The 25,292-nt window shown below is 71.2% G+C and carries 18 protein-coding genes and 1 pseudogene; 13 read left to right on the top strand and 6 right to left on the bottom strand.

Annotated features, from left to right (window positions below; genetic code table 11):
• Positions 1 to 212: 212 nt before the first annotated feature.
• The 6 genes from EAO75_RS46125 (at position 213) to EAO75_RS31870 (ending at position 5,881) form a co-directional block, all read left to right on the top strand.
• Complete coding sequence (locus EAO75_RS46125) at positions 213 to 566, top strand: hypothetical protein (protein WP_187284652.1); 354 nt, start codon at positions 213 to 215, stop codon at positions 564 to 566.
• Between the two features lie 121 nt (positions 567 to 687).
• Complete coding sequence (locus tag EAO75_RS31890) at positions 688 to 2,004, top strand: S1 family peptidase (protein ID WP_147998619.1); 1,317 nt, start codon at positions 688 to 690, stop codon at positions 2,002 to 2,004.
• A 624-nt stretch (positions 2,005 to 2,628) separates the two neighbouring features.
• Positions 2,629 to 4,044, top strand: a complete 1,416-nt coding sequence (locus EAO75_RS31885) for a DEAD/DEAH box helicase (RefSeq protein ID WP_147998618.1) — start codon at positions 2,629 to 2,631, stop codon at positions 4,042 to 4,044.
• Between the two features lie 220 nt (positions 4,045 to 4,264).
• Positions 4,265 to 4,507, top strand: a complete 243-nt coding sequence (locus EAO75_RS31880) for a DUF5302 domain-containing protein (protein WP_147998617.1) — start codon at positions 4,265 to 4,267, stop codon at positions 4,505 to 4,507.
• A gap of 537 nt (positions 4,508 to 5,044) precedes the next feature.
• Positions 5,045 to 5,467, top strand: coding sequence for an aspartate 1-decarboxylase (gene panD / locus EAO75_RS31875; protein ID WP_147998616.1), 423 nt, complete (start codon positions 5,045 to 5,047; stop codon positions 5,465 to 5,467).
• A gap of 69 nt (positions 5,468 to 5,536) precedes the next feature.
• Complete coding sequence (locus EAO75_RS31870; RefSeq protein ID WP_147998615.1) at positions 5,537 to 5,881, top strand: GNAT family N-acetyltransferase; 345 nt, start codon at positions 5,537 to 5,539, stop codon at positions 5,879 to 5,881.
• Between the two features lie 461 nt (positions 5,882 to 6,342).
• On the opposite strand, the pseudogene EAO75_RS31865 reads toward EAO75_RS31870, so the two are convergent.
• Positions 6,343 to 6,492: pseudogene (locus tag EAO75_RS31865) on the bottom strand (N-acetyltransferase); the annotation flags it as partial.
• A 159-nt stretch (positions 6,493 to 6,651) separates the two neighbouring features.
• On the opposite strand from EAO75_RS31865, the gene EAO75_RS31860 reads away from it, so the two are divergent.
• Positions 6,652 to 9,126: a hypothetical protein gene (locus tag EAO75_RS31860; RefSeq protein WP_147998614.1), complete on the top strand. Its 2,475-nt coding sequence runs from the start codon at positions 6,652 to 6,654 to the stop codon at positions 9,124 to 9,126.
• 46 nt (positions 9,127 to 9,172) lie between these two features.
• On the opposite strand, the gene EAO75_RS31855 is transcribed toward EAO75_RS31860, so the two are convergent.
• From EAO75_RS31855 to gndA, 3 genes are all read right to left on the bottom strand, one after another.
• Positions 9,173 to 10,762 (bottom strand): alpha/beta hydrolase, encoded by a 1,590-nt coding sequence (locus EAO75_RS31855; RefSeq protein ID WP_261989495.1) that lies wholly within the window; start codon positions 10,760 to 10,762, stop codon positions 9,173 to 9,175.
• Positions 10,759 to 12,411 carry an alpha/beta fold hydrolase gene (locus EAO75_RS31850; protein WP_147998613.1) on the bottom strand — a complete coding sequence of 551 codons (1,653 nt, stop codon included), beginning with the start codon at positions 12,409 to 12,411 and terminating at the stop codon, positions 10,759 to 10,761. Before EAO75_RS31850 ends, EAO75_RS31855 begins: the two co-directional genes overlap by 4 nt.
• A gap of 234 nt (positions 12,412 to 12,645) precedes the next feature.
• Positions 12,646 to 14,085 carry an NADP-dependent phosphogluconate dehydrogenase gene (gndA, locus tag EAO75_RS31845; protein WP_147998612.1) on the bottom strand — a complete coding sequence of 480 codons (1,440 nt, stop codon included), beginning with the start codon at positions 14,083 to 14,085 and terminating at the stop codon, positions 12,646 to 12,648.
• 292 nt (positions 14,086 to 14,377) lie between these two features.
• On the opposite strand from gndA, the gene EAO75_RS31840 reads away from it, so the two are divergent.
• Complete coding sequence (locus EAO75_RS31840) at positions 14,378 to 15,529, top strand: transglycosylase family protein (RefSeq protein ID WP_147998611.1); 1,152 nt, start codon at positions 14,378 to 14,380, stop codon at positions 15,527 to 15,529.
• Here the strand turns inward: EAO75_RS31840 and EAO75_RS31835 are convergent.
• Positions 15,519 to 16,661, bottom strand: coding sequence for a DMT family transporter (locus tag EAO75_RS31835; RefSeq protein WP_187284651.1), 1,143 nt, complete (start codon positions 16,659 to 16,661; stop codon positions 15,519 to 15,521). The two genes, EAO75_RS31840 and EAO75_RS31835, sit on opposite strands and share 11 nt — an antisense overlap.
• A 228-nt stretch (positions 16,662 to 16,889) precedes the next feature.
• On the opposite strand from EAO75_RS31835, the gene EAO75_RS31830 reads away from it, so the two are divergent.
• From EAO75_RS31830 to glgC, 3 genes are read left to right on the top strand one after another with little or no spacing between them, the layout of a single operon-like run.
• A complete protein-coding gene (locus tag EAO75_RS31830) occupies positions 16,890 to 17,627 on the top strand; it encodes a (2Fe-2S)-binding protein (protein WP_147998609.1) in 738 nt (245 codons plus the stop codon).
• A gap of 41 nt (positions 17,628 to 17,668) precedes the next feature.
• Positions 17,669 to 18,820: a glycogen synthase gene (gene glgA / locus EAO75_RS31825; RefSeq protein WP_147998608.1), complete on the top strand. Its 1,152-nt coding sequence runs from the start codon at positions 17,669 to 17,671 to the stop codon at positions 18,818 to 18,820.
• 51 nt (positions 18,821 to 18,871) lie between these two features.
• Positions 18,872 to 20,092: a glucose-1-phosphate adenylyltransferase gene (gene glgC / locus EAO75_RS31820; protein WP_147998607.1), complete on the top strand. Its 1,221-nt coding sequence runs from the start codon at positions 18,872 to 18,874 to the stop codon at positions 20,090 to 20,092.
• 58 nt (positions 20,093 to 20,150) lie between these two features.
• Here the strand turns inward: glgC and EAO75_RS31815 are convergent, their stop codons facing one another.
• Complete coding sequence (locus EAO75_RS31815; protein WP_147998606.1) at positions 20,151 to 20,822, bottom strand: hypothetical protein; 672 nt, start codon at positions 20,820 to 20,822, stop codon at positions 20,151 to 20,153.
• 300 nt (positions 20,823 to 21,122) lie between these two features.
• Between EAO75_RS31815 and EAO75_RS31810 the strand changes: the two genes are divergently transcribed.
• Positions 21,123 to 23,747 (top strand): PA14 domain-containing protein, encoded by a 2,625-nt coding sequence (locus tag EAO75_RS31810; protein ID WP_147998605.1) that lies wholly within the window; start codon positions 21,123 to 21,125, stop codon positions 23,745 to 23,747.
• A 144-nt stretch (positions 23,748 to 23,891) separates the two neighbouring features.
• Positions 23,892 to 25,229 carry a wax ester/triacylglycerol synthase family O-acyltransferase gene (locus tag EAO75_RS31805; RefSeq protein WP_147998604.1) on the top strand — a complete coding sequence of 446 codons (1,338 nt, stop codon included), beginning with the start codon at positions 23,892 to 23,894 and terminating at the stop codon, positions 25,227 to 25,229.
• Positions 25,230 to 25,292 lie beyond the last annotated feature (63 nt).

Below are 25,292 nucleotides of genomic sequence, written 5' to 3'. Positions count from 1 at the left end.
ACCAAGTGAACCAAACGCATCGAAAATCCCACCGCGGGCGCATACTCGTGGCCGCCGCCCTCGGCACCACGCTCTTAGGTGTCGCTGCCGTGGCCATGGCGGGAGAGGAACCTCCCACGCCGACGCCTCTCACAGCCCCCGCCGCGTCCTCGGCCGGAGGCAACCGCGTCCCCGAGCCGTGGAACCGGTCCGACCCCGAGGCCGGCCCGACCATGCCGGACGCCCGGCACCCGTCCACACCTGCCGGGACCGGACAGGCGGTTGACGGTACGGATCTCGACGCCTGCTTCGACAACGCCTGCGAGGTCGAGGTGACGGGCGCAGACACGATCCAGCTCGACGGTACGGCGGGCGTCGACGAACTCAGTATCGACAGCGTCGCCGACAACACACTGACCCTCACGGGTTCGTCCGGCAACGGCGCTCAGCAGTCCACCGCCAGCCAGACCGCCCCGGGCCGGTCGACGATCAACGATCTTGTGGTCGACCTCATCAGTGTCGACGGGGACCGGGCGATCATCCGGCTCTCCCTATTCGGTTCGCTGCGGGACAGCACCACCGAATGATCCGTTTCCCAGCGGATTCACCTCCCGATTCCCCTCCCGATTCCCCTCCCGAGCCCCCTCCCGATTCGCATCCGAATCTCCGTCTCTCCGTCTCTCCATCTCTCCGTACGAAGGACCGATCGTGACGCATTCACACGCCAGGCGTGCGCGCGGCAAGCGCACGGCGTTGGCAGTTGCCGCAGGCGTGGCGCTGTCCGCCACCCTGACCACATTCTTCTTCGCCAACGCGGACACCCCGACGAAGACCCGGCCGGAGGCTTCGCCCTTGGCCGGATCGCCCCGGATGCTCGCCGCGATGCAGCGTGACCTGGGCCTGACCACGAAGGAGGCACACACCCGGCTGGCTCAGGAAGCCGACGCGTCAGGCAAGGTCCCGTCAGTGCGGCGGGCCTCAGGAGCGAGCTGGGCGGGAGCGTGGTTCGATGCCGAGAAGGGGCGGCTCGCGGTCGCCGTCACCAGCACTGCCGCCGCGCGGCAGGCCGAGGCCCTGGGTGCTGTGCCCACCGTGGTCTCCCGCAGCCAGGCCGAACTCACAGGCATCGTGGACCAGCTCGACAGCGGGGCGGCCGGTGAGCCGCCTGCCGCGGTGACCGGCTGGGGAGCGGATCCGCGCACCAACAGCGTGGTCATCACCGTGGCCCGCGGACAGAACAAGGCTGACCCGTTCCTGACCCGAGCCCGCGCACTCGACCCTTCTGTGCGCGTCGTGGAGGGGGCGGCCGGGCAGCGTCAGCAAGAGGGAGAAGGGGAGGTGCGCGGCGGTGACGCATGGACGCCCGGCAACGAGTCCAATTGCTCCATAGGGTTCGCTGCCACGGGGGCGGACGGCAGCCGGCACTTCCTGACTGCCGGCCACTGCACGAACGACACGGGCCAGAGGGCATCCGCCGGCGACGGATCCGAGATCGGCGTCGTCAACGGCAGTGTCAACGGGGTCGACGGTGACTTCGGCAAGGTCGATGTCAACGCGGACGTCAGGCTCACGTCGACCGTCAACGCCTACGGCCAGGCGGCCAACGTGACGGTCTCCGACGTGGGCGAGGCGCTGGTGGGCCAGTCCGTGTGCCGGTCCGGCCAGACGACCGGGTTCCGCTGCGGCACTGTCCAGTCCGTTGACCGGACCCTCACCTTCCAAGGCCCCGATGGCAGCCAGACGGCGGTGGGCGGTCTCACCGAGACCGACGCCTGCTCCGCCGGCGGAGACTCCGGGGGTGCCTACGTCTCGGGCACCACGGCCGTGGGAACCCATGTCAGCGGCGCCGGAGAGTGCGGCTCCGCCGGCTCCGTGGCCAGCTTCCAGCCGGTCCAGGAAGAGCTCGACTTCTTCGGTCTGACGCTGGTGACCGGCGAGGACAATGCCGGTGGCACCGGCAACGTCCCCGCCGAACCCGAAAGCCCCGCCGTCACCCCTGGTACCGGCACCGATCCAGGGTTGTGACCCGACCCGCCCACCAGCACCGCGCGGTTCCACCCCGTACCGGTCCGGCGGCCCTGGCGACCGAACTCGCCGATCTCGCACGGCAGTCAGCTCCGCTGGGGCCGGCCGGCAAACTCTAGGCATCTGCGGATGGTCCGTTGGTCCGTGCAGGTCGCGCCACCCCGGCGTCAAGGCGGGCCACGGAGCCGCTGGGCCGATGCGGCAGGTCTTACCGGCGGCCGGCAGCGTGCAGGCGGCGGTTGAGCTGCAAGCACTCACTCTCCTGTGCGCGGTGGCCACTGACCGATACCGGTCCAGTGAGACGGGAATCCGCACACTGTGCCGTAGAACGACAAGCCGCCCGCCGTCGTGGACCGGACGGGCGCGCTTGCCGTCTGTGGAACCGAGGATCACCACTCCGGCCGCTCGCGATGCTGCCTCAGGCCGCCACGATTTCGTCGTGCGTCGGGTGACCATAGCGTGTGGGGGTGATCGGTACCACGGCGCGATGTCATGCCTTGTGTTAGTCTCACTCGTTTGCGTGGTCGTCGCGGTGGGCGATTCTGCCTGTTCGGTTCCGCCTGTGCGTGGGCTGTTCGATCCTGCCGGGCCTTCCTCGGTACGTCCCCCTGCGGAAGGCTGTTCATGAAGCATCCCGACGACTCCGGCATCGCTCACGGCGGTCCCGTCCAGTCAGAGACCACGACTCCGGCGCTGCCCCCGGCCGTCTCCTTCGCCGGCTTGGAACTGCCGGTGGAGGTGCTGCGGACACTGAGCGGGCTCGGGGTGCGCGAACCCTTTCCGATCCAGGCCGCCACACTGCCTGATGCCCTGAAGGGGCGCGACGTCCTGGGGCGCGGGCGCACCGGATCGGGCAAGACGCTCGCCTTCGGCCTGCCTCTGCTGACACGTACGGCCGGGCGCCGCGCCGAACCGAAGCAGCCCCACGCTCTGATCCTTGTGCCCACCCGGGAGCTGGCCCAACAGGTCACCCAGGCGCTGGCGCCGTACGCCGAGGCATTGCGGCTGCGGATGGCCACGGTCGTCGGCGGCATGTCGATCGGCCGGCAGATCGCCGCGCTGCGCCAGGGAGCCGAGGTGGTCGTCGCCACCCCCGGACGCCTGCACGACCTGATCGAGCGCAACGCCTGCCGCCTGGGACGGGTAAGAATCACCGTGCTGGATGAGGCCGACCAGATGTGCGACTTGGGATTTCTGCCGCAGGTTACCGAAGTGCTGGACCAGGTGCACCCCGACGGTCAGCGGATGCTCTTCTCGGCCACTCTGGATCGCGACGTCGATCAGCTGGTCCGCCGCTACCTCCACGACCCCGTCGTCCACTCGGTCGACCCGTCCGCGGGCACCGTCTCGACGATGGAGCACCACGTTCTGGTCGTCCACGGCCCTGACCGCTACGCCGTCACCACGGAGATCGCCGCCCGCGACGGCCGCGTCCTGCTGTTCCTCGACACCAAGCACGCCGTCGACCAGCTCACCCGGCATCTGCGGGCCAGCGGGGTGCACGCCGGGGCCCTGCACAGCGGCAAGTCCCAGCCACAGCGCACACGGACCCTGTCGCAGTTCAAGAACGGCCAGATCACCGTTCTGGTGGCGACCAATGTCGCAGCCCGTGGCCTGCACGTCGACGACCTCGATCTCGTGGTCAACGTCGACCCGCCCACCGACCCCAAGGACTACGTGCACCGGGCCGGCCGCACCGCCCGCGCCGGTGAGTCCGGCAGGGTGGTCACGCTCGTGCTGGCGGCCCAGCGCCGCGAGACGAGCCGCGTGATGGCCGGGGCCGGCATCGAGCCGACCGTCACCAAGGTGCGCTCGGGCGAGGCGGAGCTGAGCCGGATCACCGGCGCCAAGGCTCCCTCTGGCACCCCGCTCGACGGCGGGCCCGCCGCCCCTCGACCCAAGAACAGCAACGCTCCGTTCCGCGGCCTCGGTACCAGCAAGGACGCCTCCCGCGGCGCCGGCGGCAAGTCCCGAAAGGCCGGCGAGGCCCGCAAGCTCGCCGAGGCCCGCAAGGCCGCCCTCGTGCGTCGCAACGGCTGAGAGCCGTTGCTCTGTCAGCGAATCTCCTGGCCACGGGATTGACAAGATTGACAACCCTCGGCCCGGCTCGAAGCGCGTCCTGTGCCCCCACTGCGAAGCGAACGCCCTCGGCGGCGAGTGGGATACCCGCCGAAACGGAGCAGCGTGATGTTGCCGGCGCCCCGCACTGCGCCCGGCATGACAAGCTGTGCTGGCCCACTCCCGAACCCAGGAGGTCACCATGACCGCAGAGCCCGAAACTACGGAAGGTTCGGAGTCGGCTGCCCCCGAGACGTCCTCCCTGACGCCGGACAGCGACGGCAACTACGACCTCAAGCGCAAGTTCCGTGAAGCCCTGGCGCGCAAGCGCGGTGCGCAGGCGGACGCGGCCGATGTTGCCGCCAACCCGGATGCGTCGAAGGTGCGTGCGGCGCACGGCCCGGCTGCGAGCCAGCGGTCGTTCAGGCGTAAGAGCGGCGGCTGAGTCGATCAGCCCCGCGGTCCGGCCGCTTGACTGGCACTCCGCGCGCTGTCCACTGGCGCGTCCGGTGCCGTGGCCCGCAACGCGCGCATGTCCGTGTGCGCGTTGCGGGCGAGGCGTAGCCGGCGGTCTCGCCTGCGGGATGGCCCAACCGCGGCTGGCGCGGGTCGGTGGCGCCGCCGCACCGGCGTTCCCGGCCAGGACGTCCGGCCGCCGACGTGGACGGCATCCAGCACGCCACCGACCTGTAGCCCGAACGCCGCCGGCGCTTCATGGCCTGCTGGCACGGCATCCTCACGTGACGGGGCTCTCAGTGCGGTCCGGAGCGCCGTTCCGTAGCCTGGTCCCGCCTGTTGACCTGAACAGTGCCCCGGGACGTCTCCACGTCCGCCTGGCACAGGATCGGGAAACTCAGTAATCGGTCGGCATTGATGCCTGAACAGCAGGCGGTAAATCAGCGCGAAGTCAGCCGATGTAGGGTGAAAAGCCGCCCTTGACCTGCATGAGCAGGCAGGGAGCCGATCAGCAGGAGCGCCCCCAATGCTGCGTACTCTCTTCAAGTCCAAGATCCACCGTGCCACCGTCACCCAGGCCGACCTGCACTACGTGGGATCGGTGACCATCGACGCGGACCTGCTCGACGCCGCCGATCTGCTGCCCGGCGAGCTCGTCCACATCGTCGACATCACCAACGGCGCCCGCTTGGAGACCTACGTCATCGAGGGCGAGCGCGGCTCGGGCGTCGTCGGGATCAACGGCGCCGCCGCCCATCTCGTCCACCCCGGCGACCTCGTGATCATCATCAGCTACGCTCAGATGACCGACGCCGAGGCGCGGGAGTTCGAGCCGCGGGTCGTGCATGTGGACGGGGCCAACCGGATCGTGGCGCTGGGCGCCGACCCGTCCGAGCCGGTGCCGGGCTCCGACCAGGAGCGCAGCCCGCAGGCCGTGCCGGTGGCCTGACGGCCGCACTGCTCGACGCCAGACGCCAGACGCCAGACGTCAGACGGAAGACGGACCAGGGAGCGTGTCATGAGCGACATCGAGATCCGCGACGACCGGGCGGCGGGCCGCCTGGAGGCACTCCAGGGCGACGAAGTCACCGGCCACATCGAGTACTTCGTCCTCGAATCCCCGGCGCGCGCCCTCGTCCCCGTCCACACCATCGTGGAACCGGCCCACGAGGGGAAGGGCATCGCGGGCTCCCTGGCACGTGAGCTGTACGGCATCGCGGCGCGCGAGGGAGTCGTCGTGGCGCCGCTGTGCCCCTACGTCGTGAAGTGGGCCGAACGCCACCCGGACGAGGCCCCGGCCGCCGACCCGGCGCTGCTGGAGGCGGCGATGGAGTGGCTGCGGGAGCATCCCGAGCGGTTCTGACACGGGGCGGCTGCGTCGAAGCGCGGCTGCGTGAAGGGCGGCGGTGTCGAAGGGCGGCTGTGGCGTCGGGCGGTGTTGAAGCCGGGCGACTGTGGGCCAGGGCTGTTCCCACGACGTACATCCGAGTCGGCGCCGCCTCGGGCCGTCCCCGACGGGCCCACTTGGGCGCCGTCATTGACGCGGGTGAGTGACTGGTGGCGCGCCCGTCGGGTACGCGGGGGAGTAGTCCAGAGCCGATGTCACGGACTGGCTGGAGGACGCCATGACCAACCCGTTTCCGGACCCGGTCCATCCAGGACCGCCCCCGAGCCCGGAGCCACCGCACCCGGAGCCGCATCCGGTTCCGCCGCCAGAGCCCTCGCCGGCTCCCGAGCCGCCCCCGCCCGGACCGCCCGACGCCACAGCCGCCCTTCGACACCGCCGCCCTTCACGCAGCCTCGCTTCGACGCAGCCGCCCCGTGTCAGAACCGCTCGGGATGCTCCCGCAGCCACTCCATCGCCGCCTCCAGCAGCGCCGGGTCGGCGGCCGGGGCCTCGTCCGGGTGGCGTTCGGCCCACTTCACGACGTAGGGGCACAGCGGCGCCACGACGACTCCCTCGCGCGCCGCGATGCGGAACCCGTGCCGAACCCCGAGCCCGGGCCGCCGCTCACCTGAGCGCGAAACTCACGGAGGGTGAGATTTTCTCATCACGTAACTCCGTTGCGTGACGGTTCGGTCGCTGCCACCCTGGGTCACCTGAGAACGCGTACGGGGGACGGGGGTCCCGCGATGGGGGACGTCGCGAAGATCGAGATCGACAAGAAGCGGGCGAACGGCGCACGGGTGCCGGGGACCGGGGGAGTCGAGGTCGTCGAACTTCTGGTGCCGGGACTCGGCCCGGTGGACCGGGACCGGATGCTGCGCCCCCGCGGGCGTGGCCGGGAGACCGGGGACGACAAAGCCGGGTTCTACCGGTCCGCCGACCGCGACCCGGGCGTCGTACCGGGCACCGAGGATCAGCGGCTCGTCCGCGAGATCTACGACTGGACCCGGCTCACCATCGGCGGAGCCTCCCGGGCGCTGTGGCTGTTCCTGATGCCGTTCCTGCTGATCAACCTGGTGGCCTGGATGCAGCCGCGCTGGCCGTCCGGCGTGGACGGGCGCGGGACCAAACTGGCCGGCGCGGTCTACGAGTTCGCGGCCCGGCTGCTCGCCCTGTCGCTCACGGTGCTGGTGGTCGGCACGTTCGGCCAGGTGGCCATGGACCAGTTCGCCTGGCAGTGCCATCCCGCCGTGGAGAAGCGGGTGTGCGGCGACCAGGCCGGCGAGGCGCTGGCCGGTCTGCCCGGCCCGCAGTGGGGACTGGCGCTGGCCGCGCTCGTGCCGGCCGGGGTCGCCTTCGTGCTGCTGCGGGTGGCACGGGACGCGAAGCAGGAGTATCTGCCGGTGCTGCCGACCGTCACCGCGGACGAGGCGGAGGCCGCACGGCGCCGGCGCGACGCCGACGGCCTGCCCCTGGAGCTCGCGGGCTTCTGGGAGCACAACCGCCGCGACCCTGGGATAGCCGCCCAGCACGTGTGGGCCGGCCTGCTCACCACCGCGGCGCTCCTCACCTGGACGCCGATGCACCAGGATCCGGCCGGGAGCACCGCGAAGACCATCGGGATCGCCCTGTTCGCCGTGATCTCGGCCATGGCGCTGGTCGTGGTGGTGTCGGTGCCCGCGCTGTACCGCAAGTGCGGCATCCGGCTCCCGCAGCACTCGTTGCGGGCCAGGCTCGTGGCGAGGACGTGGTACCTGTCCACCAAGCCGATCAAGATCGAGCGCGAGTCCGGCACGGTGATGCTGCTGCCGCTCTGGCCGACGCGCTATCCCCTTCCTGCCGGAATCTGCTGCGCCGTCGTCAACGCGGCGGCCCTGCTGTACTGCCTCTGGCCGGACCGGCAGTGGCGCGTGGAAGGCCAACTGCCCGGAATCCAGGTGCAGTCCACGGCACTCTTACTGGCCCAGGGCGTGGGCGTGGCGCTGCTCCTGATCTCGGCCGTGCTCCTGCCGCGGAAGGGCACCCGGCGCGGCATGGCCCTGTTCGGTCACGCCGGCGCGGCCGTGGCGGTGCTGGCCTGTTTCCTGGGCTGGCTCTACACCGTGGCGCTGGCCCAGTGGACGAGCGCGTGGCTGGCCGAGGACCGGGCCGGGCCGGTGGTCACCGAGCCCGTCCACCGCATGGGCATGATCCTGCTGCCGGTTCTCGTGACCGTGGCGCTGGCCGCGGTGGTGATGTGGGCCGTCGTACGCCTGCTGCCCGTCCCGGCCGCCCCCGACGTGCCCCGTCCCGCGAACCTGCACCGGTCCGATGCCGACCTGACCAAGGACGACCAACGTCATCTGAACCTGCTGACGGCCGCCCGTCGCCGACACACCTACCTGCTGCGCGAGCTGAACTGGCTGATCGGGTTCAGCGCGCTCGCGATCGTGGTCTGGATCGTCCTGTTCGACCAGCTCAAGGACCTGCGCAAGCCCGAGGAGGGGGCGCGCAGCCTGATCTACGACCTGCTGGGCGCCGCCAGTGTGCCGCTGCTCGCGGCCCTCGCCGCGCTCATGCTGTTCGCCTTCCGCACCCTGGCACTGCGCCCGGAGATGCGTCAGAACGCCGGTCTTGCCTGGGCGTTCGGCGCGTTCTGGCCGAGGGCGGTGCATCCGTTCGCGCCGCCGTCATGGACGACCCGGGCGGTGCCCGAACTGGTACGCCGTCTTCAGTTCCTGTTGCGCGAGGAGCACAGGCTCGTCCTGATCCGGGCCTCGTCGATGGGGTCGGTGCTCGCCCTGGCGGCGGTCTGGCAGCTGGAGGCACATGAACGGGAGCGCATCGGGCTGCTCACGTCGGGCTGCCCGGTGGGGATGTACTTCAGCCGCCAGTACCCCGGGTTCGTCTGCGGCGACTCGATCCGCTGGCTGGCACCCTGCGGAGCCCGCGCGAAACTCGGTGCCTGGACCAACGTCTGGCGGGACACCGACCCGCTGGGCGGACCGGTCGGCATCGAATGCGTCGACCGCCAGTGGCCCGACGACGCCGAGGACTGGCAGGGCGTCAGAGGCGTGATGGCGCGGCGGTCGGAGCGGCACCCGGTCTTCCCGCCGATCAACGGCCACCGGAACTACACCACGGACGACCTGATGATCCGCGAGCGCGACCGGGTACTGGAGCGGCTGCTGCGCGTGCGCGCGGCGGGCGACGTGATAGCGCCGCCCACCGCAAGCCCCTAGGCCCACAAGGGCCACCCGTGCCCCCGAATCGGCCGGCCCGTCGCTCCTACGGGCCGATCTCGAACCGAGGCGGCCGCAGGCCCGCCAGGCAGGACCTGTTCGGTGCGGTCGGGGAGTTGAAGAACGAGACGGTGATCGCTTGCGCGCACGCTGATTCGGCGAAGGCGACATGGGCGACGTAGGGGACCGTGACGGCGGTGGACCGGCTCAGCGTGCGGGCGGCGTAGGCGCCGTTGCTCGCCCCGGTCTGGGCGTCGAAGCCTGCCGACATGACGAGCGTCGGGATGCTGCTGCGCGTCACGTTCCTGATCGAGTGCGGGGCCGGGGGGACGCTCCAGGCACGGCAGTCCGCGTGAAGGAAGGGGAGCTGCGGTGCGTTGGCCAGGACCGAGCGGGGGAACGACGGGAAGGCGCGCCGTCCCGCCCGGATCACGTCGGCCTCGCTCTCGAAGGGGGTCCACTCGGAACAGAAGACGCCGTAGGCGAGGCCGTGGGCGAGTCTGCCGATGGCTTGGGGGCTGAGTTTTCCTCCGGCCCACTGCTCGGCGATGCGCTGTGGGTTGCCGTGGGCCAGCTCGTCGATGGAGCGGGGTACTCCGGCCGCCAGGTGGGTGGCGGAGGTCAGCCAGTTCACCAGGACTCCGCCGTCCAGCACGACCTTCACCGGGGCCGGGCGGCCCGGGACCGTCACGGTCGTGGTGATCGGCCGCGCCTCGAGCCGGCGGACGAGGCGCTCGAAGGTGTCCGACAGGTGCGGGTAGCGCCGGTTGCAGGAGCGCTGCTGGGCGCAGGCCTTGAACAGGCCGTCGAAGCCCTGGCGTGCGGCACTCCAGGTCAGGCTCGCCCCGGCGAGGGACGGCGGGAGGACGCCGTCGATGCCGACCGACCGGACGCCCTGCGGAAACTTGCGCATGTAGGTGAGGGCCAGATCGGTGCCGTAGGAGATGCCGAACACGTTCCACTGCCTGATGCCGAGCGCGACGCGCAGGGCGGCGTAGTCGGCGGCGCTCTCACCGGTGTTGTAGGCGCTGAGGGCGGCCCCTTGGCGCTTCAGCTGCTCGCGGCAGGCCCGCGTCGCCCGGACGTGCAGGCGTCCGGTGGAGGGTGCGCCGTAGACGAGGCCGACGGAGTCGGCGTTGAACTGGTCGATGTTCGGGCACAGGAGAGCCGGATCGGCCGAGTACGTTCCGCGCTGCGACATGAAGATGACGTCCCGGTCCCGGTTCAGGCCGCCGTCGATCGCCAACTGGGCCTCGGAGACCGCGTCGTCGCCCGGCCCGCCGGCGAACCACACGATCGGGTCGGCCGCCCGTCTGGTCACCGCCGCCACGATCGCGACGCCGAGGGTGATCTTCCGCCCCTTGGGCCGGTCGTGCTTCTCGGGCACGGTGAGCGTGCCGCAGCGGGCCCCTTCGAGGGCAGGGATCGGATCCGCGGTGCGCGGGCAGGGGCCCGGCACGAAACGGGCGTTGCCCACCGTGCGGGCGACCGTGCCGAGCGGTGCGCCGGGGCCGTTCTCGGCACGGGCGGGCGCGGCGACGAGACCGGCGAGAAGGAGACCGGCGGTGGCTCCGGCGAGCGCGGCAGGGAGCCGGCGCGCGGTGCGCCGCTGGTGGGGCTGACGGACGGACATCATGCGGTCTCCGGGGTGGGCGTGATGGTGAACGGCTTCGGCGAGAGCCCCGGCACACAGCGGGTGTCGGGCGCGGTCGGACGGGCGAGGAAGGAGGCCAGGACGTTCTGCGCGCAGGGCGACTGGGGGACCACCCAGTGGCCGATCCCGGGAATGCGCACGACGGTCGACCGGGGCAGCGTGCGGGCCGCGTAGGCGCCCCAGCGCGCCCCGGTCTTGGCATCGAAGGTGCCGGACAGCACGAGGGCCGGCACCGTGCTGACGGTCGTCACACGCTGGACGGCGGTGCGGTCCGGGACGCTCCAGGCGCGGCAGACGTCGTACTCGAAGGGCAGCTGCGGCGCCTGCGCCAGGACCGTGTCCGGGAACCCGGGGAAGGCCCGGCGCCCAGCCCGCAGCAGGTCGGCCTGCGTGTAGCCCGGCACCCACTCACTGCACGCCACCGACTGTGTGAAGCCGTGCGCGAACTCGCCGAGGACGGGCGTGGCGCCGGCGGCGCGGGCCCGCGCGAAGCGGGTCGGGTTACCGCGGGCGAGCTCGTCGAGGGCCGCGGGGACGTCGACGGCCGGGACGGCGTTGGCGACCAGCAGACTGACCAGGGCGCCCCCGTCGAGGACGACCTTCACCGGGGCCCCTCCCGCCGGCGGCCGCGCCATCACCGTCAAGGGGCGCGCCTCCAGCCGCCGGACCTGTTCCGTCAGGACACGCGGGAGGTTCGGGTAGCGCTTCTTGCAGCGTGGCTGAGCCGCGCAGGCCGCGAAGATCGTCCGGATCCCCTCACTGGCGCTGTCCCAGGTCCACGGCAGACTGACGATCTGCGGGGGCACGACCGAGTCGATCGCGACCGAGCGCACGCCCCGGGGGTGCCGGCGCAGATAGGTCAGGGCCAGGTCGGTGCCGTACGAGTAGCCGTAGACGTTCCACCGGTCGATGCCCAGCGCCCTGCGCAGGTCGGCGAAGTCCGCCGCGTTCTCGGTGGTGTTGTAGGCGCTCAGCTCCACTCCGCGGGCCGTGACGCGGGTGAGGCGGTGCCGGCACTCCTTGGTCGCGCGGACCAGGAGCCGCCCGGTCGACGGCGCGTCGTAGCGCAGCCCCACGGCATCGGCGTAGAAGCGGTCGACCTCCGGGCAGGCGAGGTTCGGCTGTGCGTGGAGCGTCCCGCGCTGGGCCATGACGATCAGGTCGCGGTTCCGGTTCAGGCCCGAGTCGATCAGGAAGGGGATGTCCCCGATGGCGTCGCCTCCGGGACCCCCGGTCATGAACACCACAGGGTCCTCGGCCGGCCTCGCCGATGCGGCCGGGATGATCGCGACGGTCAGCCGGATCGTCCGCCCGCCGTGCCGTGCCCGGTTCTCGGGGACTTCGAGGACCCCGCACCGCCCCGGAATCGGCTCGGGCGCGGCCGGGCAGGGACCGGGCACGAACCGCGCCGGAGCAACCGGCCGCGGCTCGCTGGGGGGCGCGGGCACGGCACCGCTCGGCGTCGGGGCGAGCACGGCCAGGAAGGCCAGGCCGGCCGCGAGGAACGCCGCCCCGGTGCGCGCGTCCCGGACGCGTCGTCGTGCGGACCGGTACCGCGTCCGCCGTCGTACGAATCTGCCGCTCCCGTGAACGGACGGCAGGCCGCCCGCTCTGATGCCCTGTCCCGTCATGTGATCCCGTTTCTCCGACGTCCCGGCCGCGGCGACGTCGACGACGCCGCGTGAGCGCCGCCCGCCGCCACGAGATGCGGGCGGGCACGGCGTACGCCAGCCTGAGCGCGCGGAAGGACGTCCACCACTGGTGGGCGCCACTCGGAGCAGCCCGCCTCACCCGGACAGGGGTCCGCCCCGTGCCCGAAGCAGAGACCCGGGCACGGGGCGGTCATATGACGGACCGGACAGGTCCTAGGCGGACACCTCCGACCGGTCCCCGCCCCACAGCGTGTGGAACGAGCCGTCGCGGTCCGTGCGCCGGTACGTGTGCGCACCGAAGAAGTCCCGCTGCCCCTGCGTGAGCGCCGCCGGGAGCCGCTCGGCACGCAGCGCGTCGTAGTACGCGAGGGCGGCGGCGAAGCCCGGCGTCGGCACGCCCTGCCGGGTCGCGGCGACCAGGACCTCACGCCAGTCGTCCTGCGCGGCGGCGATCTCCTGCGCGAACGTGTCGTCCGACAGCAGGCTCGGCAGGTCGGCCCGGGCGTCGTACGCGGCACGGATACGGTCAAGGAAGGCCGCGCGGATGATGCAGCCGCCACGCCAGATCGCGGAGACGGCGCCCAGGTCGATGTCCCAGTCGTACTCGCCGCGCGCCGCGTCGATCTCGTGGAAGCCCTGCGTGTACGACACGATCTTCGACGCGTACAGCGCCTGCTCGACCCAGTCGGCGAAGGCCGCGGCCTCGGCCTCGCCGAGCGGCGTCGCCTTCGGACCGGCCAGCCCGTGCGAGGCCTCGCGCAGCGCCGCGTGCCCGGACAGCGAGCGGGCGAAGACCGCCTCCGCGATCCCGGACACCGGCACGCCCAGGTCGAGCGCGATCTGCACGGTCCAGCGTCCCGTGCCCTTCTGCTCCGCCTGGTCGACCACCACGTCCACGAACGGCTTGCCGGTCGCCTCGTCCACGTGGGACAGCACCTCGGCGGTGATCTCGATCAGGTACGAATCCAGCCGACCCTGGTTCCAGGTGCGGAAGATCTCCGCGATCTGCGCGGGCTCGTACCCGGCGACGTCCCGCAGCAGCTGGTACGCCTCGCCGATGAGCTGCATGTCGGCGTACTCGATGCCGTTGTGCACCATCTTCACGAAGTGCCCGGCGCCGTCCGGACCGACGTGCGTCACGCAGGGCGCGCCGTCCTTCGCCTTCGCGGAGATCTTCTCCAGCATCGGGCCCAGCGAGTCGTACGACTCCTTCGGGCCGCCCGGCATGATGCTCGGGCCGTGCAGCGCGCCCTCCTCGCCGCCGGAGACGCCCATGCCGACGAAGTGGATGCCCTGCTCGCGCAGGTCACGCTCGCGACGCCGGGTGTCGGCGAAGTGCGCGTTGCCACCGTCGATGATCATGTCGCCGGGCTCCAGCAGCGGCGCGAACTCCTGGATCACCGCGTCGGTCGGATCGCCGGCCTTGACCATGATCACCAGTCGCCGCGGTCGCTCCAGCGCCGCCACGAACTCCTTGGCGGTCTCGGCCGCGATGAAATCGCCCTCGCTCCCGAACCCCTCCACCAGCGCCCGCGTACGCGCCGGCGTCCGGTTGTGCACCGCGACCGTATAGCCGTTGCGGGCGAAGTTCCGGGCGAGGTTGCGGCCCATGACCGCGAGACCCGTGACGCCGATCTGCGCCGAAGTGCTCATGCGTTGGCTCCTAGTGCCCTCGATATATCAGCGGTGCCGGTCCTGCCCGCCAGTATTGCCCCATCGTCCATCCTGACGTGCCCGTACTCCGAGCGCACATCCGGGTGGCGCGATGTCGCAGCCTCATACGCACGGAACGCCCCGGCGCACTCAGCTGTTCCGGGTGGTCGGACAACATGCGCCCCTTCCACGCCACTTGGCGTGAACAGGCGGCTGATTTGCTGTCTTGTCATGGCCTGTTCGCAGCGCTTACTTTTGCCCCTCCTGACGCATGTCAATGGGGGGCTCCTTCATGGCCGTACGCGGCCGGCACCGCCGGTACCAGCCGAACAGGATCAACCGCGCCTCACTCACCGTCACCGCGGGCGGCGCCGGGATGGCGCTCCCCCTCATCGGCACCGGCGTCGCACACGCGGCCGACGTGGACACCTGGAACAAGGTCGCCGCGTGCGAGTCGACCAACCGGTGGCAGGTCAACACCGGCAACGGCTTCTACGGCGGTCTGCAGTTCGCCCAGTCGACGTGGGAGGCCTACGGCGGCACGCGGTACGCGGCGCGCGCGGATCTGGCCACCAAGGACCAGCAGATAGCCGTGGCGGAGAAGGTGCTGGACGGGCAGGGCCCCGGCGCCTGGCCGCTGTGCTCGGTCCGGGCAGGTCTGACCCGGGGCGGCGACACCCCCGACATCCAGCCGGCCGGCACCACGGAGAAGACCGCAAAGAAGACCCCGAAGACTTCGGTCCAGGACGTCCAGCCGCAGACCACCCCCCAGTCACGGGCGGGCAAGGCCGAGATGTACACCGTGGTCCACGGCGACACCCTCTCGGAGATCGCCGATGCGCAGGAGGTCAAGGGCGGTTGGCGGGGCCTGTATGCCGCGAACCGCAAGGCCATCGGGTCGGACCCCGACCTGATCCTGCCGGGACAGCGGCTCGCCCTGCGCGGCAAGGCGGCCACCACCACGGAGCCGGCGCCCACCACCAAGTCCACCCCGAAGAAGACCTCGTCCGAGCCGCAGGAGCAGGCCACGACGAGCAGTCGCTCGCTGGTCGCCCCGGTGAGCGCGGCCACCGGCACGCCGTACCGCAAGGCGGGTTCGTCCTGGTCGAAGGGCTACCACACCGGTGTCGACTTCGCCGTGCCGACCGGCACGTCCGTGAAGTCCGTCGGGGCCGGGCAGATCGTGAGCGCCGGATGGGAGGGCTCCTTCGGCTACCAGGTGGTGATCCGGCACGCCGACGGCCGCTACACCCAGTACGCCCATCTCTCGGCGATCTCCGTGAAGGACGGGCAGTCGGTGGGGCCGGGGCAGCGCATCGGCCGGTCGGGGTCCACGGGCAACAGCACGGGCCCGCACCTGCACTTCGAGGTGCGGACCGGGCCCGGCTTCGGTTCCGACGTCGACCCGGTGGCGTACCTCAGGTCCGGTGGCGTCAGGATTTGACGCGCATGCGGTGCCGGTCCWGGACCGGCAGCGGGACATGCGGGACGTACGGGCCGCCGTAGAAGGGGCCGTAGAGGTTCGGGGACTCCTGGTTGTCGGGACGCGGCTCCGACTCCTCGTACGGCCCCTGGGCGACCTGCGCCGGGATGAGGATGCCGTCGATGCCCTCGATCCCGTCCGGCACGAGAATCTCCTCGTGCGCCGCCGTCCCGGCCGGTTCCACAACGCCCTCGAGCAGTTCCGCCGCGGGCATCGCGGCCGGTGCCGGCTCGGTGAGCGTCGCCTCGGAGGCGGCCGTCTCGGTGCGTGCGATCCGCTCGGTCGTCAGCAGGATCAGGCCACCCGCCGCCACCACGCCGCAGCCCAGGGCGAGCACGGTGCCGGTCGTGCCGTAGCGGAAGGTTTCTCCGAACATCGTGATGCCGACCGCGGCCGCCACCACCGGGTTCACGACCGTCAGCGTGGCCAGCGGCGCCGCCAGACCCGCACCGCGGTAGGCGGCCTGGGACAGCAGCAGACCGGACGTGGCGAAGACGCCTATCGTGGCCAGGGCGGGCAGGTCGGCCGCCGACACCCCGCCGCTCCAGTCCACCGCGACGATCTTCGTGAACACCGAGGACATGCCGAAGGCGATGCCGGACGCGGTCGCGAGCAGCATGCTCCGCACCGCCGGATGCCGGTGCGCCGCCCGGCCCGCGACCATCAGCGTCACGACGATGCCGCCGGTCACCAGCGCCACGGCCACCCGCTCCGCGGTGTCCAGCGACTGCGCCTCGGAGGCGCCGACCAGGGACAACAGCCCGGCGAGTCCGACCGTCGCCATGATGGCGCCCCGCCAGGCCGTCGACCCGGCCTTGCGGCCCACGAAGAGCGCCGCCATCGGCAGCGCGAACACGATCGTCAGGGCACCCAGCGGCTGCACCAGACTCAGCGGACCGAAAGCCAGCGCCACCACGTGCAGCAGACCGCCCAGGCCGTTCAGCGCGACCGCCGCCCACCAGTCCGGCCGGCGCATCGGCGCGAACTGCTGCCCCGGGGAGGACACCGCGACACGCTCCTGCACGATCGCCCCGCCCGCGTACGCGACCGCGGAGACGAGCGACAGAAGCACGGACAACGCGAGGGCACTCATGAGCTGCTCCTCTGCGTGAAGCGGGGGCGCGAACCCCGGCGCGGCGAACGGTCGGCTTTCATAATCAACACGATGCCTCGAAAACCTCTTCCCGTCGTCGTACCAGAGCACGCACTGTGTCGTACTGCCGATGGAGTACTACGGCGCCGGACTCATCCCCAAGACGGGTGACCCCCGGGGGAGACCCCCAGGTGAAGACCCCGACGGCCCCTGGTACTACTGCTCTTCGTGGATCTCGACCCCGATCTCGCCGCGCTCCGGCCGCTCGGCGGCTTCTTCGTCCTAAGCGCGGCCGGGGAAGCTGTTCGGCCACTCGCGACGCTGGCGCAGGCCTACGCGGAACCCGGGCCCGCGGAGCCCGGGGATCCCCTTGCCTTCCGGGTGCGGAAGGTCGCGGACGCCCTGCGCGCCCCCGAGCCGCGGATCGCCGCCTCCGTGGCCCAGCAGGGCCTGGCCGCCCGGCTGTGGTCGGTGACGCTCGGCTGCGCCGCCCTGTACGGCGCCGTCCCCGACCTCGACCCCAGCCTGCTGCGCTGGGACCCCGACGCCGGCGCCCCCGACGACCTGTGGCTCGCCGAGGTACGCCCGCGCCCCGCGGACGCGTCGACCGTCGCGGACGTCGTCCTGCACGGCCACCTCGAACCGCTGACCGCCGCCCTGCGCTCCCGGTACCGAGTCGCCGACGGCCTGCTGTGGGGCAACGCGGGATCCGCGCTCGCGGGCGCCGCCCGGCAACTCGATCAGTGGGCGCGCGCCCACGGCCGCACGGACGTCGCCGCACGCGCCCACGCCCTGACCGTCGAGCTCTTCACCCATCCCCTCCTCGCCGGCACCGGCACCCTCCACGGAACCGCTTTCCGGCGCCGCAGCTGCTGCCTCTACTACCGGGTGCCGGGCGGCGGTCTGTGCGGTGACTGTTGCTTCACACGAGCCCCGCGCTCTTCCCCACGCGCCCCATCTGGGTGACCATGAAAGGGCAACCAGCCGCTGAGAACAGGGGGTTCCGGGTGCGAGTGGGCCTGCTGACCCGGGAGTACCCGCCGGACGTGTACGGCGGCGCGGGTGTCCATGTCGAGTTCCTCGCCCGGGAGTTGCGGGATCTCGTCGACCTGGAGGTGCACTGCTGGGGCGAGGGCCGCGCGGTGGGCGTGCTGCGCCACCGCCCCTGGTCCGCCCTCGACACCAGCAACGACGCGCTGCGCACCTTCTCCGTGGACCTCGCCATGGCCGCCGGCCTCGAAGGCCGCGAACTCGTCCACTCCCACACCTGGTACGCCAACCTCGGCGGTCACCTCGCCAAGCTCCTGTACGGCATCCCGCATGTGATGACCGCCCACTCCCTGGAGCCGCTGCGCCCCTGGAAGGCCGAGCAACTCGGCGGCGGATACGCCCTGTCCAGCTGGGCCGAGCGCACCGCGATCGAGGCCGCCGACGCGGTGATCGCCGTCTCCGGGGCCATGCGCGAGGACATCCTCGGCTGCTATCCGGCGCTGGACCCGGCCCGCGTCCACATCGTGCACAACGGCATCGACACCACCCTGTACCGGCCCGACCACCGCACCGACGTCCTCACCCGCTTCGGCCTCGACGCCGACCGCCCGTACGTGCTGTTCGTCGGCCGCATCACCCGCCAGAAGGGCGTGCCCCATCTGCTGCGCGCGATACGGCACATCGACCCGGCCGCACAGGTCGTGCTGTGTGCCGGCGCACCCGACACCCCCGAGATCGACCAGGAGTTCCGCGACCTCTACCAGGAGCTGAGCCGGGTCCGCGAGGGCGTGCACTGGATCCCGCAGATGCTGCCCCGTCCGGAAGTGATCCAGCTCCTCACACACGCCGCCGTGTTCGTCTGCCCTTCGGTGTACGAACCCCTCGGCATCGTCAACCTGGAGGCGATGGCCTGCGGAACTCCCGTGGTGGCCTCGCAGGTCGGCGGCATCCCCGAGGTCGTCGACGACGGCAAGACCGGACTCCTCGTCCCGCTGGACGACGACTTCGAGGCGGGCCTCGCGCGGGCGCTGGACTCCGTCATCGGCGACCCGGAGACCGCCCGGCGGATGGGCGAGGCCGGACGGGAGCGCGCGGTGGGGGAGTTCGGCTGGGACGCCGTGGCACGCCGGACCGCCGGGCTCTACCGGGAGATCCTCAAACAGGCTTAGCGCGCGCGACTCAGGGGCAGGCTGGCATCAACCACGGTGAGGGGAGCGGCCATGCGTCGTGGCGGACCTTCGGTGCTCGGAATCGTACTGGCGGGCGGAGAAGGCAAGCGCCTGATGCCCCTGACCGCGGACCGCGCGAAACCAGCGGTCACCTTCGGCGGCACCTACCGCCTCGTCGACTTCGTCCTCTCGAACCTCGTCAACGCCGACATCCTGCGCATCTGCGTCCTCACGCAGTACAAGTCGCACTCCCTGGACCGGCACATCACCACGACCTGGCGCATGTCGAGCCTGCTCGGCAACTACGTGACCCCGGTCCCCGCCCAGCAGCGGCTCGGCCCGCGCTGGTTCCTGGGCAGCGCGGACGCGATCCTGCAGTCACTGAACCTGATCTACGACGAACGGCCCGAGTACGTCGCGGTGTTCGGCGCCGACCACGTGTACCGCATGGACCCGCGCCAGATGCTCGCCCAGCACATCGAGGGCGGCGCCGGCGTCACCGTGGCGGGCATACGCGTGCCGCGTATCGAGTCGTCGTCGTTCGGCGTGATCAGCCCCGGCTCGGACGGGCAGACGGTGGAGCGGTTCCTGGAGAAGCCCGCCGACCCGCCGGGCCTCCCGGACGACCCGGAGTGCGTCTACGCCTCGATGGGCAACTACATCTTCACCACCAAGACCCTCGTCGAGGCGCTCCAGCGGGACGCCGAGGACCGGAACTCCGTGCACGACATGGGCGGTTCGATCCTGCCGCAGCTCACCGACCGGGGCGAGGCCCAGCTGTACGACTTCAGCGCCAACCACGTGCCGGGTGAGACCACCCGCGACCAGGGCTACTGGCGGGACGTGGGCACGCTGGACGCGTACTACGACGCCCACATGGACCTGATCGCCGAGCGCCCCGCCTTCAACCTGTACAACCGCAGCTGGCCCATCTACACCCACTCGGGCCAGCTCTCCCCGGCACGCTTCAACGCGGGCGGCATGGCCAGCGAGTCCATCATCAGCGCCGGGTGCCTGATCCGCGGGCAGGTCACGCGGTCCGTGCTCTCGCCGGGAGTCGTGGTCGACCCCGGGGCGGTGGTGCAGGGGTCGGTGCTGCACGACAACGTGCACATAGGGCGGGGCGCGGTGGTGCGGGGCGCGGTGCTCGACAAGAACGTCGATGTTCCCCCGGGCGCGACGATCGGCGTCAATCCGGAGCGGGACTCGGATCTCTACACCGTCTCCAAGGGCGGCGTGATCGCGCTGGGGAAGGGACAGCAGGTGTCCTAGCGGTCGTCCGATCGCGGTGCGGGGGGCCGCCTCTTCGACGGCCCCCCTTCCCGTCCGCTCAGCCGCCGCGCGTGAAGACCTCGCCCCGCTTGGAACCGGTGGAGCAGAGCCTCTTCTCGTCGGCCGTCATCTTGCGGGACTTGACCACGACCGCGTTGTGCCTGCCGTCCGTGCCGTTCGGGGCGGGGCCGGTGATCACGTCGGGTACGAACCAGTAGTAGTGGCCCCACTTGGGGTCGTCGTAGTGGGTCTGCCAGGTGCCGGTGATCCGCTGCATCACCTGCGCGCGGGAGATCCAGCCGACTTCTCCCGGCTGGACGTTCACGGTGAAGGTGCTCGTCTCCGTGTGCGAGCTCTGCCAGGTGTAGTTGTACGTCGCGGTCACACTGGCGGTGATGATCCCTTCGATGCCCCCGCCGACGGTGACCGAGCCTCCCACCGAGTGGGAGGAGCCCACGGTGTCGGCCCACGACATCGACTGGGAGGCGGGCGAGGCGGTGCAGTTGTAGAGCAGTTCCGAGACCTGACGGGGCTCACCGAGGTAAGCCTGGCCGATCTCCGGGGAGTTGAAGCCGCACTTGCCCTCCCCGGAAGCGCAGTCGGCCATGATCTGCTCCGCGGTGGGCTGCTCCTCGGCCGCGGCGGGCACGGCCGCCGCGATCATCCCGAAGGCCGTCGCAGCCAGCACCAACGTGCGGCCGCCGTACCGCGATGCGCGGTTCCTCGTCATGGGTGTTGCCTCTCGCCGTACATGCCGTACATGGGGGGACGGCGACATGGCCCGTTGTTCTCACTGGGCTCAAAGTCACCGCGTGGTGCCCACGAGGCTCACGTAATCGACGGCCGAGCTACACCAAGAAATAGTAAAGTTGTACTTGATTCGGCAATTGATGAACCGTCAATTGCGTGTCTGGTAGCGCCAATTGACCGATCGGAACGCTGATCCAGACTTGTCATGTTCCTGGACGGGCGGTGGAATCCGTGCTGTCATGCCAATAAATGTCCATGACAACGTTGTTATGGAGGCTCTGTGCGCACACGATGGCTCAGAAACCGACTCGGACTACTGCTCGCCGCAACCCTCGGGATCGCGGGACTGACCGCGGCACCCGCCCCGGCCGCGGCCGACGATCCCGTGGAGATCCATGGTCTGAAGGGCGAGTACTACACCCACTCCGCCCCCGGCGCCTTCGACTTCCACGAGCTCAAGGCGACCGCCTTCGACCCCACGCTCGACTTCGACAACCTGGAGCCGCGTCTGGCCTTCACCGCCGGCCGTTCGGACGACGTCAGCGTCCGCTGGACCGGAAAGATCGTGCCGGAGCGGACCGGCCCCCACACTTTCTCGATCATCGGCGACAACGGCTTCCGCCTCTGGGTGGACGGAAAGCTCGCCATCGACCACTGGGTCGACGACTGGGACCGTGAGCAGATGGCCGCGCCCGTCGAGTTGACCGCAGGCACCGCCTACGACATCAAGGTCGAGTACTTCGAGCATTACGGCGGCTCCAACCTCCATCTGCGCTGGACCGAGCCCGGCGGCAGCAAGGCGCCCGTCCCGCAGTCCGCGTTCCGCCTCCCCGACGGCTTCGACTACGACGGAGCCATCGCGGCCACCGTCCTCGGCGACGGCCGCACGCTCAAGCTCGACTTCGCCCGCGGCCTCTCCGCACCCCCGGCCGGCGTCACCGACCACCTCAACGCGGTGATCGGCGGAGCCACCTGGCCGCTCGCGAGCGCCAAGGTCGATCCGGCCGACCCGAAGGCCCTCCTCGTCGGGCTGAAGGAGCCCGTGGTCGGCAACAAGACCGGGACGGCGCGTGGCATCGCCGATGTCCGCTACGACGGAGCGGGCGGCCTGGCCGACACCGGCGGCAACGTTGTCAAGGCCTTCCTGAGCAGCGGCCCCAACCGCTCGACGTATCAGCTGCGGACGAAGTGGGCCGACGAGGTGGGCCCGGGCAACGCCCACCCCGAGTACCCGCGCCCGCAGCTGACCCGGGACGCCTGGCGCAACCTCAACGGCAGCTGGCAGTTCGCGGCGGCCGAGGCGGGGGAGCGGCCCCCGGTCGGCAGGGACCTCGCCGAGCGGATCCTCGTCCCCTACCCGGTCGAGTCCCAGCTCTCCGGCCTCGAACGCCACGAGGACCGCATGTGGTACCGCCGCACTTTCACCGTCCCGGCCGACTGGCGCATCGGCTCCGGCAAGCGCCTGAGCCTCAACTTCGGCGGCGTCGACTGGCGGTCCGAGGTGTACGTCAACGGCACGAAGGTCACCGAGCACACCGGCGGCTACGACAAGTTCAGCGCCGACATCACCGACGCGCTGAAGCCCGGCCGCACCCAGGAGCTCATCGTCGGCGTGTACGACCCGACCGACGCGGCGAACGGCGAGAACCCGCCGCTCGGCAAGCAGCGCCTGGACCCCAGCGGCATCTGGTACACCCCGTCCTCCGGCATCTGGCAGACGGTGTGGATGGAGCCGGTCGCCCCCGACCACGTGGACGGGCTGAAGCTCACCCCCGACGTCGACGCGGGCACCCTGACCGTCGAGCCGCAGGGTGTGCGCGACGGGGTACCCGTCACGGTGACCGTGTACGACGGACGGCGCAAGGTCGCCACCGCGAGCGGCCGCACCGGCGGGCCGCTGACCCTGACCCTCCGCGATCCGCACCTGTGGTCGCCCGACGATCCGTTCCTGTACGACCTGAAGGTGGCCGTCGGCGCCGACCGCGTCGGCAGCTACTTCGGCATGCGCTCCATCGCCGTCGAGAAGGTGAACGGCGTCCCGCGCATGGTCCTCAACGGCGAGCCGATCTTCATGATGGCCACCCTCGACCAGGGCTTTTGGCCCGACGGCCTGCACACCGCCCCGACGGACGAGGCACTCGCCCACGACCTGAAGGCGCACAAGCAGCTGGGCTTCAACTCCGTGCGCAAGCACATCAAGGTCGAGCCGGACCGGTGGTTCTACTGGGCCGACCGGCTCGGTCTGCTGGTGTGGCAGGACATGCCCGCGATGACCGCGGGGGTGAACCCGGGTGCCGAGGCCCGCGCGCAGTACGAGCGCGAGATGAAGCAGATGATCGACGAGCACATCAGCAGCCCGTCGGTGGTCATGTGGGTCACCTTCAACGAGGGCTGGGGGCAGTACGACGTCGGCCGGATAGCCGAACAGGCGAAGGCCTGGGACCCCACCCGGCTGGTCAACAACCAGTCCGGGCTGAACCTCGGGGCCGACGGCAATGCCGGCGACATCATGGACGAGCACGGCTATCCGAGCCCGGCCCTGCCGCCGCGCCCCGACGGCGAGCGGGCGCTGGTCAGCGGCGAGTACGGCGGCCTCGGCCTCGCGGTGCCCGGTCACGCCTGGTCGGTGCAGCAGTCGTACGTCGACGTCGACCCTGCGACCTACACGGACGGCTATCTGGCCAGACTCGACGAGGTGCGGGCCCTGGTCTGCAAGGGCGGCAACGGCGCCGTGTACACCCAGATCACGGACGTCGAGGGCGAGCTGAACGGGCTGCTGACCTACGACCGTGCCGTGCTCAAGCCGGACGCGGCACGGCTGAGGGCCGCTCACGAGGCGCTGATCCGTGACGCCTCCCGGGTGACGCCCTCGGGATGCCCGGTGCCGCTACCCGTGGTGGAGTGACCTCATATGCACCATGAGTCCCGCCCCTTTCACGAGGGGCGGGACTTAATCTGTCGTTAACTGAGCGTAGCTTGATCGTACTTGACTGTAATCGCCAGAGGGCGATTGACTGCTGGTCCACCCTTCGTCGACGCGAGGCAAGCCTTGACCTCTGACCTGCTCGCACCCCTCGACCTGGCGTTCTGGAACATCGAGTCCGCCGAACACCCCATGCACCTGGGCGCCCTCGGCGTCTTCGCGGCACACACGCCCACCGCGGGTGCTCACGCGGCCGACCTGCTCGCCGCCCGTGCCGCGGCCGTGCCGGGACTGCGGATGCGCATCCGGGACGCCTGGCAGCCGCGCGCCCTCCTCCAGCCGTTCTCCTTCGGCGGCGCCACCCGTGAGCCCGCCCCGGACTTCGACCCGCTCGACCACGTCCGGCTGCACGCCCCGACCGCCGACTTCCAGGCGGTGGCGGGCCGGCTCATGGAGCGCCCGCTGGAGCGCGGCCGGCCGCCGTGGGAGGCGCATGTGCTGCCGGGCGAGGACGGGGTGTCGTTCGCGGTGCTGTTCAAGTTCCACCACGCCCTCGCCGACGGACTGCGGGCGCTGACGCTCGCCGCCGCTGTCCTGGACCCGATGGACATGCCCGCACGCAAGCCCCGCCCGGAGGAGCCCCGGGGCCGTCGCCTCCCGGATGTGCGCAGGCTGCCGGGACTGGTGCGCGGCGCCGTGTCCGACGTGGGCCGGGCCCTCGACATCGGCGCCTCCGTCGCCGTGTCGACGCTGGGGATGCGCTCGTCGGACGCGCTGACCGCCGAGTCGAGCGGCACTCGCCGTACCGCCGGGGTCGTCGTCGACATCGACGATGTGCACGTGATCCGCAAGGCCGTCGGCGGCACCGTCAACGACGTCCTCATCGCGGTCGTCGCGGGCGCCCTGCGCCGTTGGCTCGACGAGCGCGGCGACGGCAGCGAGGGAGTCGCGCCGCGCGCCCTGATCCCTGTCTCCAGGCGTCGCCCGCGCACCGCACACCCGCAGGGCAACCGGCTCTCCGGCTACTTGATACGGCTCCCGGTGGACGACCCCGAGCCGCTGCGCCGCCTCGCCACGGTCCGCACCGCCATGGACCGCAACAAGGACCTGGGCCCGAACCGGGGCGCGGGCGCCGTCGCCCTGCTCGCCGACCACGTCCCGGCGCTCGGCCACCGCATCGGCGGACCGCTGGTCGGTGGGGCCGCCCGGCTCTGGTTCGACATCCTCGTCACCAGCGTGCCGCTGCCCGGCATCGCCCTGAAGCTGGGCGGCCACCAGGTCACCGAGGTCTTCCCGTTCGCCCCGCTGGCCCGCGGCCAGTCCCTGGCGATCGCGATCTCGACCTACCGCGGACGCGTCCACTACGGCCTCGTCGCCGACGCCGAGGCCGTACCCGACCTCGATGTGCTCGCGCGGGCCGTGTCCGAGGAGGTGGCCGAGCTGATCACCGCCTGCGGTCCCTGAGCCCCTCTTCCCCGGGCCCGCTTCGCCGGATTTTGGAGGTCCGGCCCGGCGCTCCGTACAATT

This window comes from Streptomyces sp. UW30 (assembly GCF_008042075.1).
GTDB lineage: Bacteria > Actinomycetota > Actinomycetes > Streptomycetales > Streptomycetaceae > Streptomyces.
This window is presented reverse-complemented; position numbering and strand designations above follow the sequence as displayed.

Excerpts from the sequence above, each read along its gene's own strand:
- EAO75_RS46125 (WP_187284652.1), top strand. The coding sequence starts at position 213 with ATGCCGGACGCCCGGCACCCGTCCACACCTGCCGGGACCGGACAGGCG.
- EAO75_RS31885 (WP_147998618.1), top strand. The coding sequence starts at position 2,629 with ATGAAGCATCCCGACGACTCCGGCATCGCTCACGGCGGTCCCGTCCAG.
- EAO75_RS31880 (WP_147998617.1), top strand. The coding sequence starts at position 4,265 with ATGACCGCAGAGCCCGAAACTACGGAAGGTTCGGAGTCGGCTGCCCCC.
- panD (WP_147998616.1), top strand. The coding sequence starts at position 5,045 with ATGCTGCGTACTCTCTTCAAGTCCAAGATCCACCGTGCCACCGTCACC.
- EAO75_RS31870 (WP_147998615.1), top strand. The coding sequence starts at position 5,537 with ATGAGCGACATCGAGATCCGCGACGACCGGGCGGCGGGCCGCCTGGAG.
- EAO75_RS31860 (WP_147998614.1), top strand. The coding sequence starts at position 6,652 with ATGGGGGACGTCGCGAAGATCGAGATCGACAAGAAGCGGGCGAACGGC.
- EAO75_RS31855 (WP_261989495.1), bottom strand. The coding sequence starts at position 10,762 with ATGATGTCCGTCCGTCAGCCCCACCAGCGGCGCACCGCGCGCCGGCTC.
- EAO75_RS31850 (WP_147998613.1), bottom strand. The coding sequence starts at position 12,411 with ATGACGGGACAGGGCATCAGAGCGGGCGGCCTGCCGTCCGTTCACGGG.
- gndA (WP_147998612.1), bottom strand. The coding sequence starts at position 14,085 with ATGAGCACTTCGGCGCAGATCGGCGTCACGGGTCTCGCGGTCATGGGC.
- EAO75_RS31840 (WP_147998611.1), top strand. The coding sequence starts at position 14,378 with ATGGCCGTACGCGGCCGGCACCGCCGGTACCAGCCGAACAGGATCAAC.
- glgC (WP_147998607.1), top strand. The coding sequence starts at position 18,872 with ATGCGTCGTGGCGGACCTTCGGTGCTCGGAATCGTACTGGCGGGCGGA.
- EAO75_RS31815 (WP_147998606.1), bottom strand. The coding sequence starts at position 20,822 with ATGACGAGGAACCGCGCATCGCGGTACGGCGGCCGCACGTTGGTGCTG.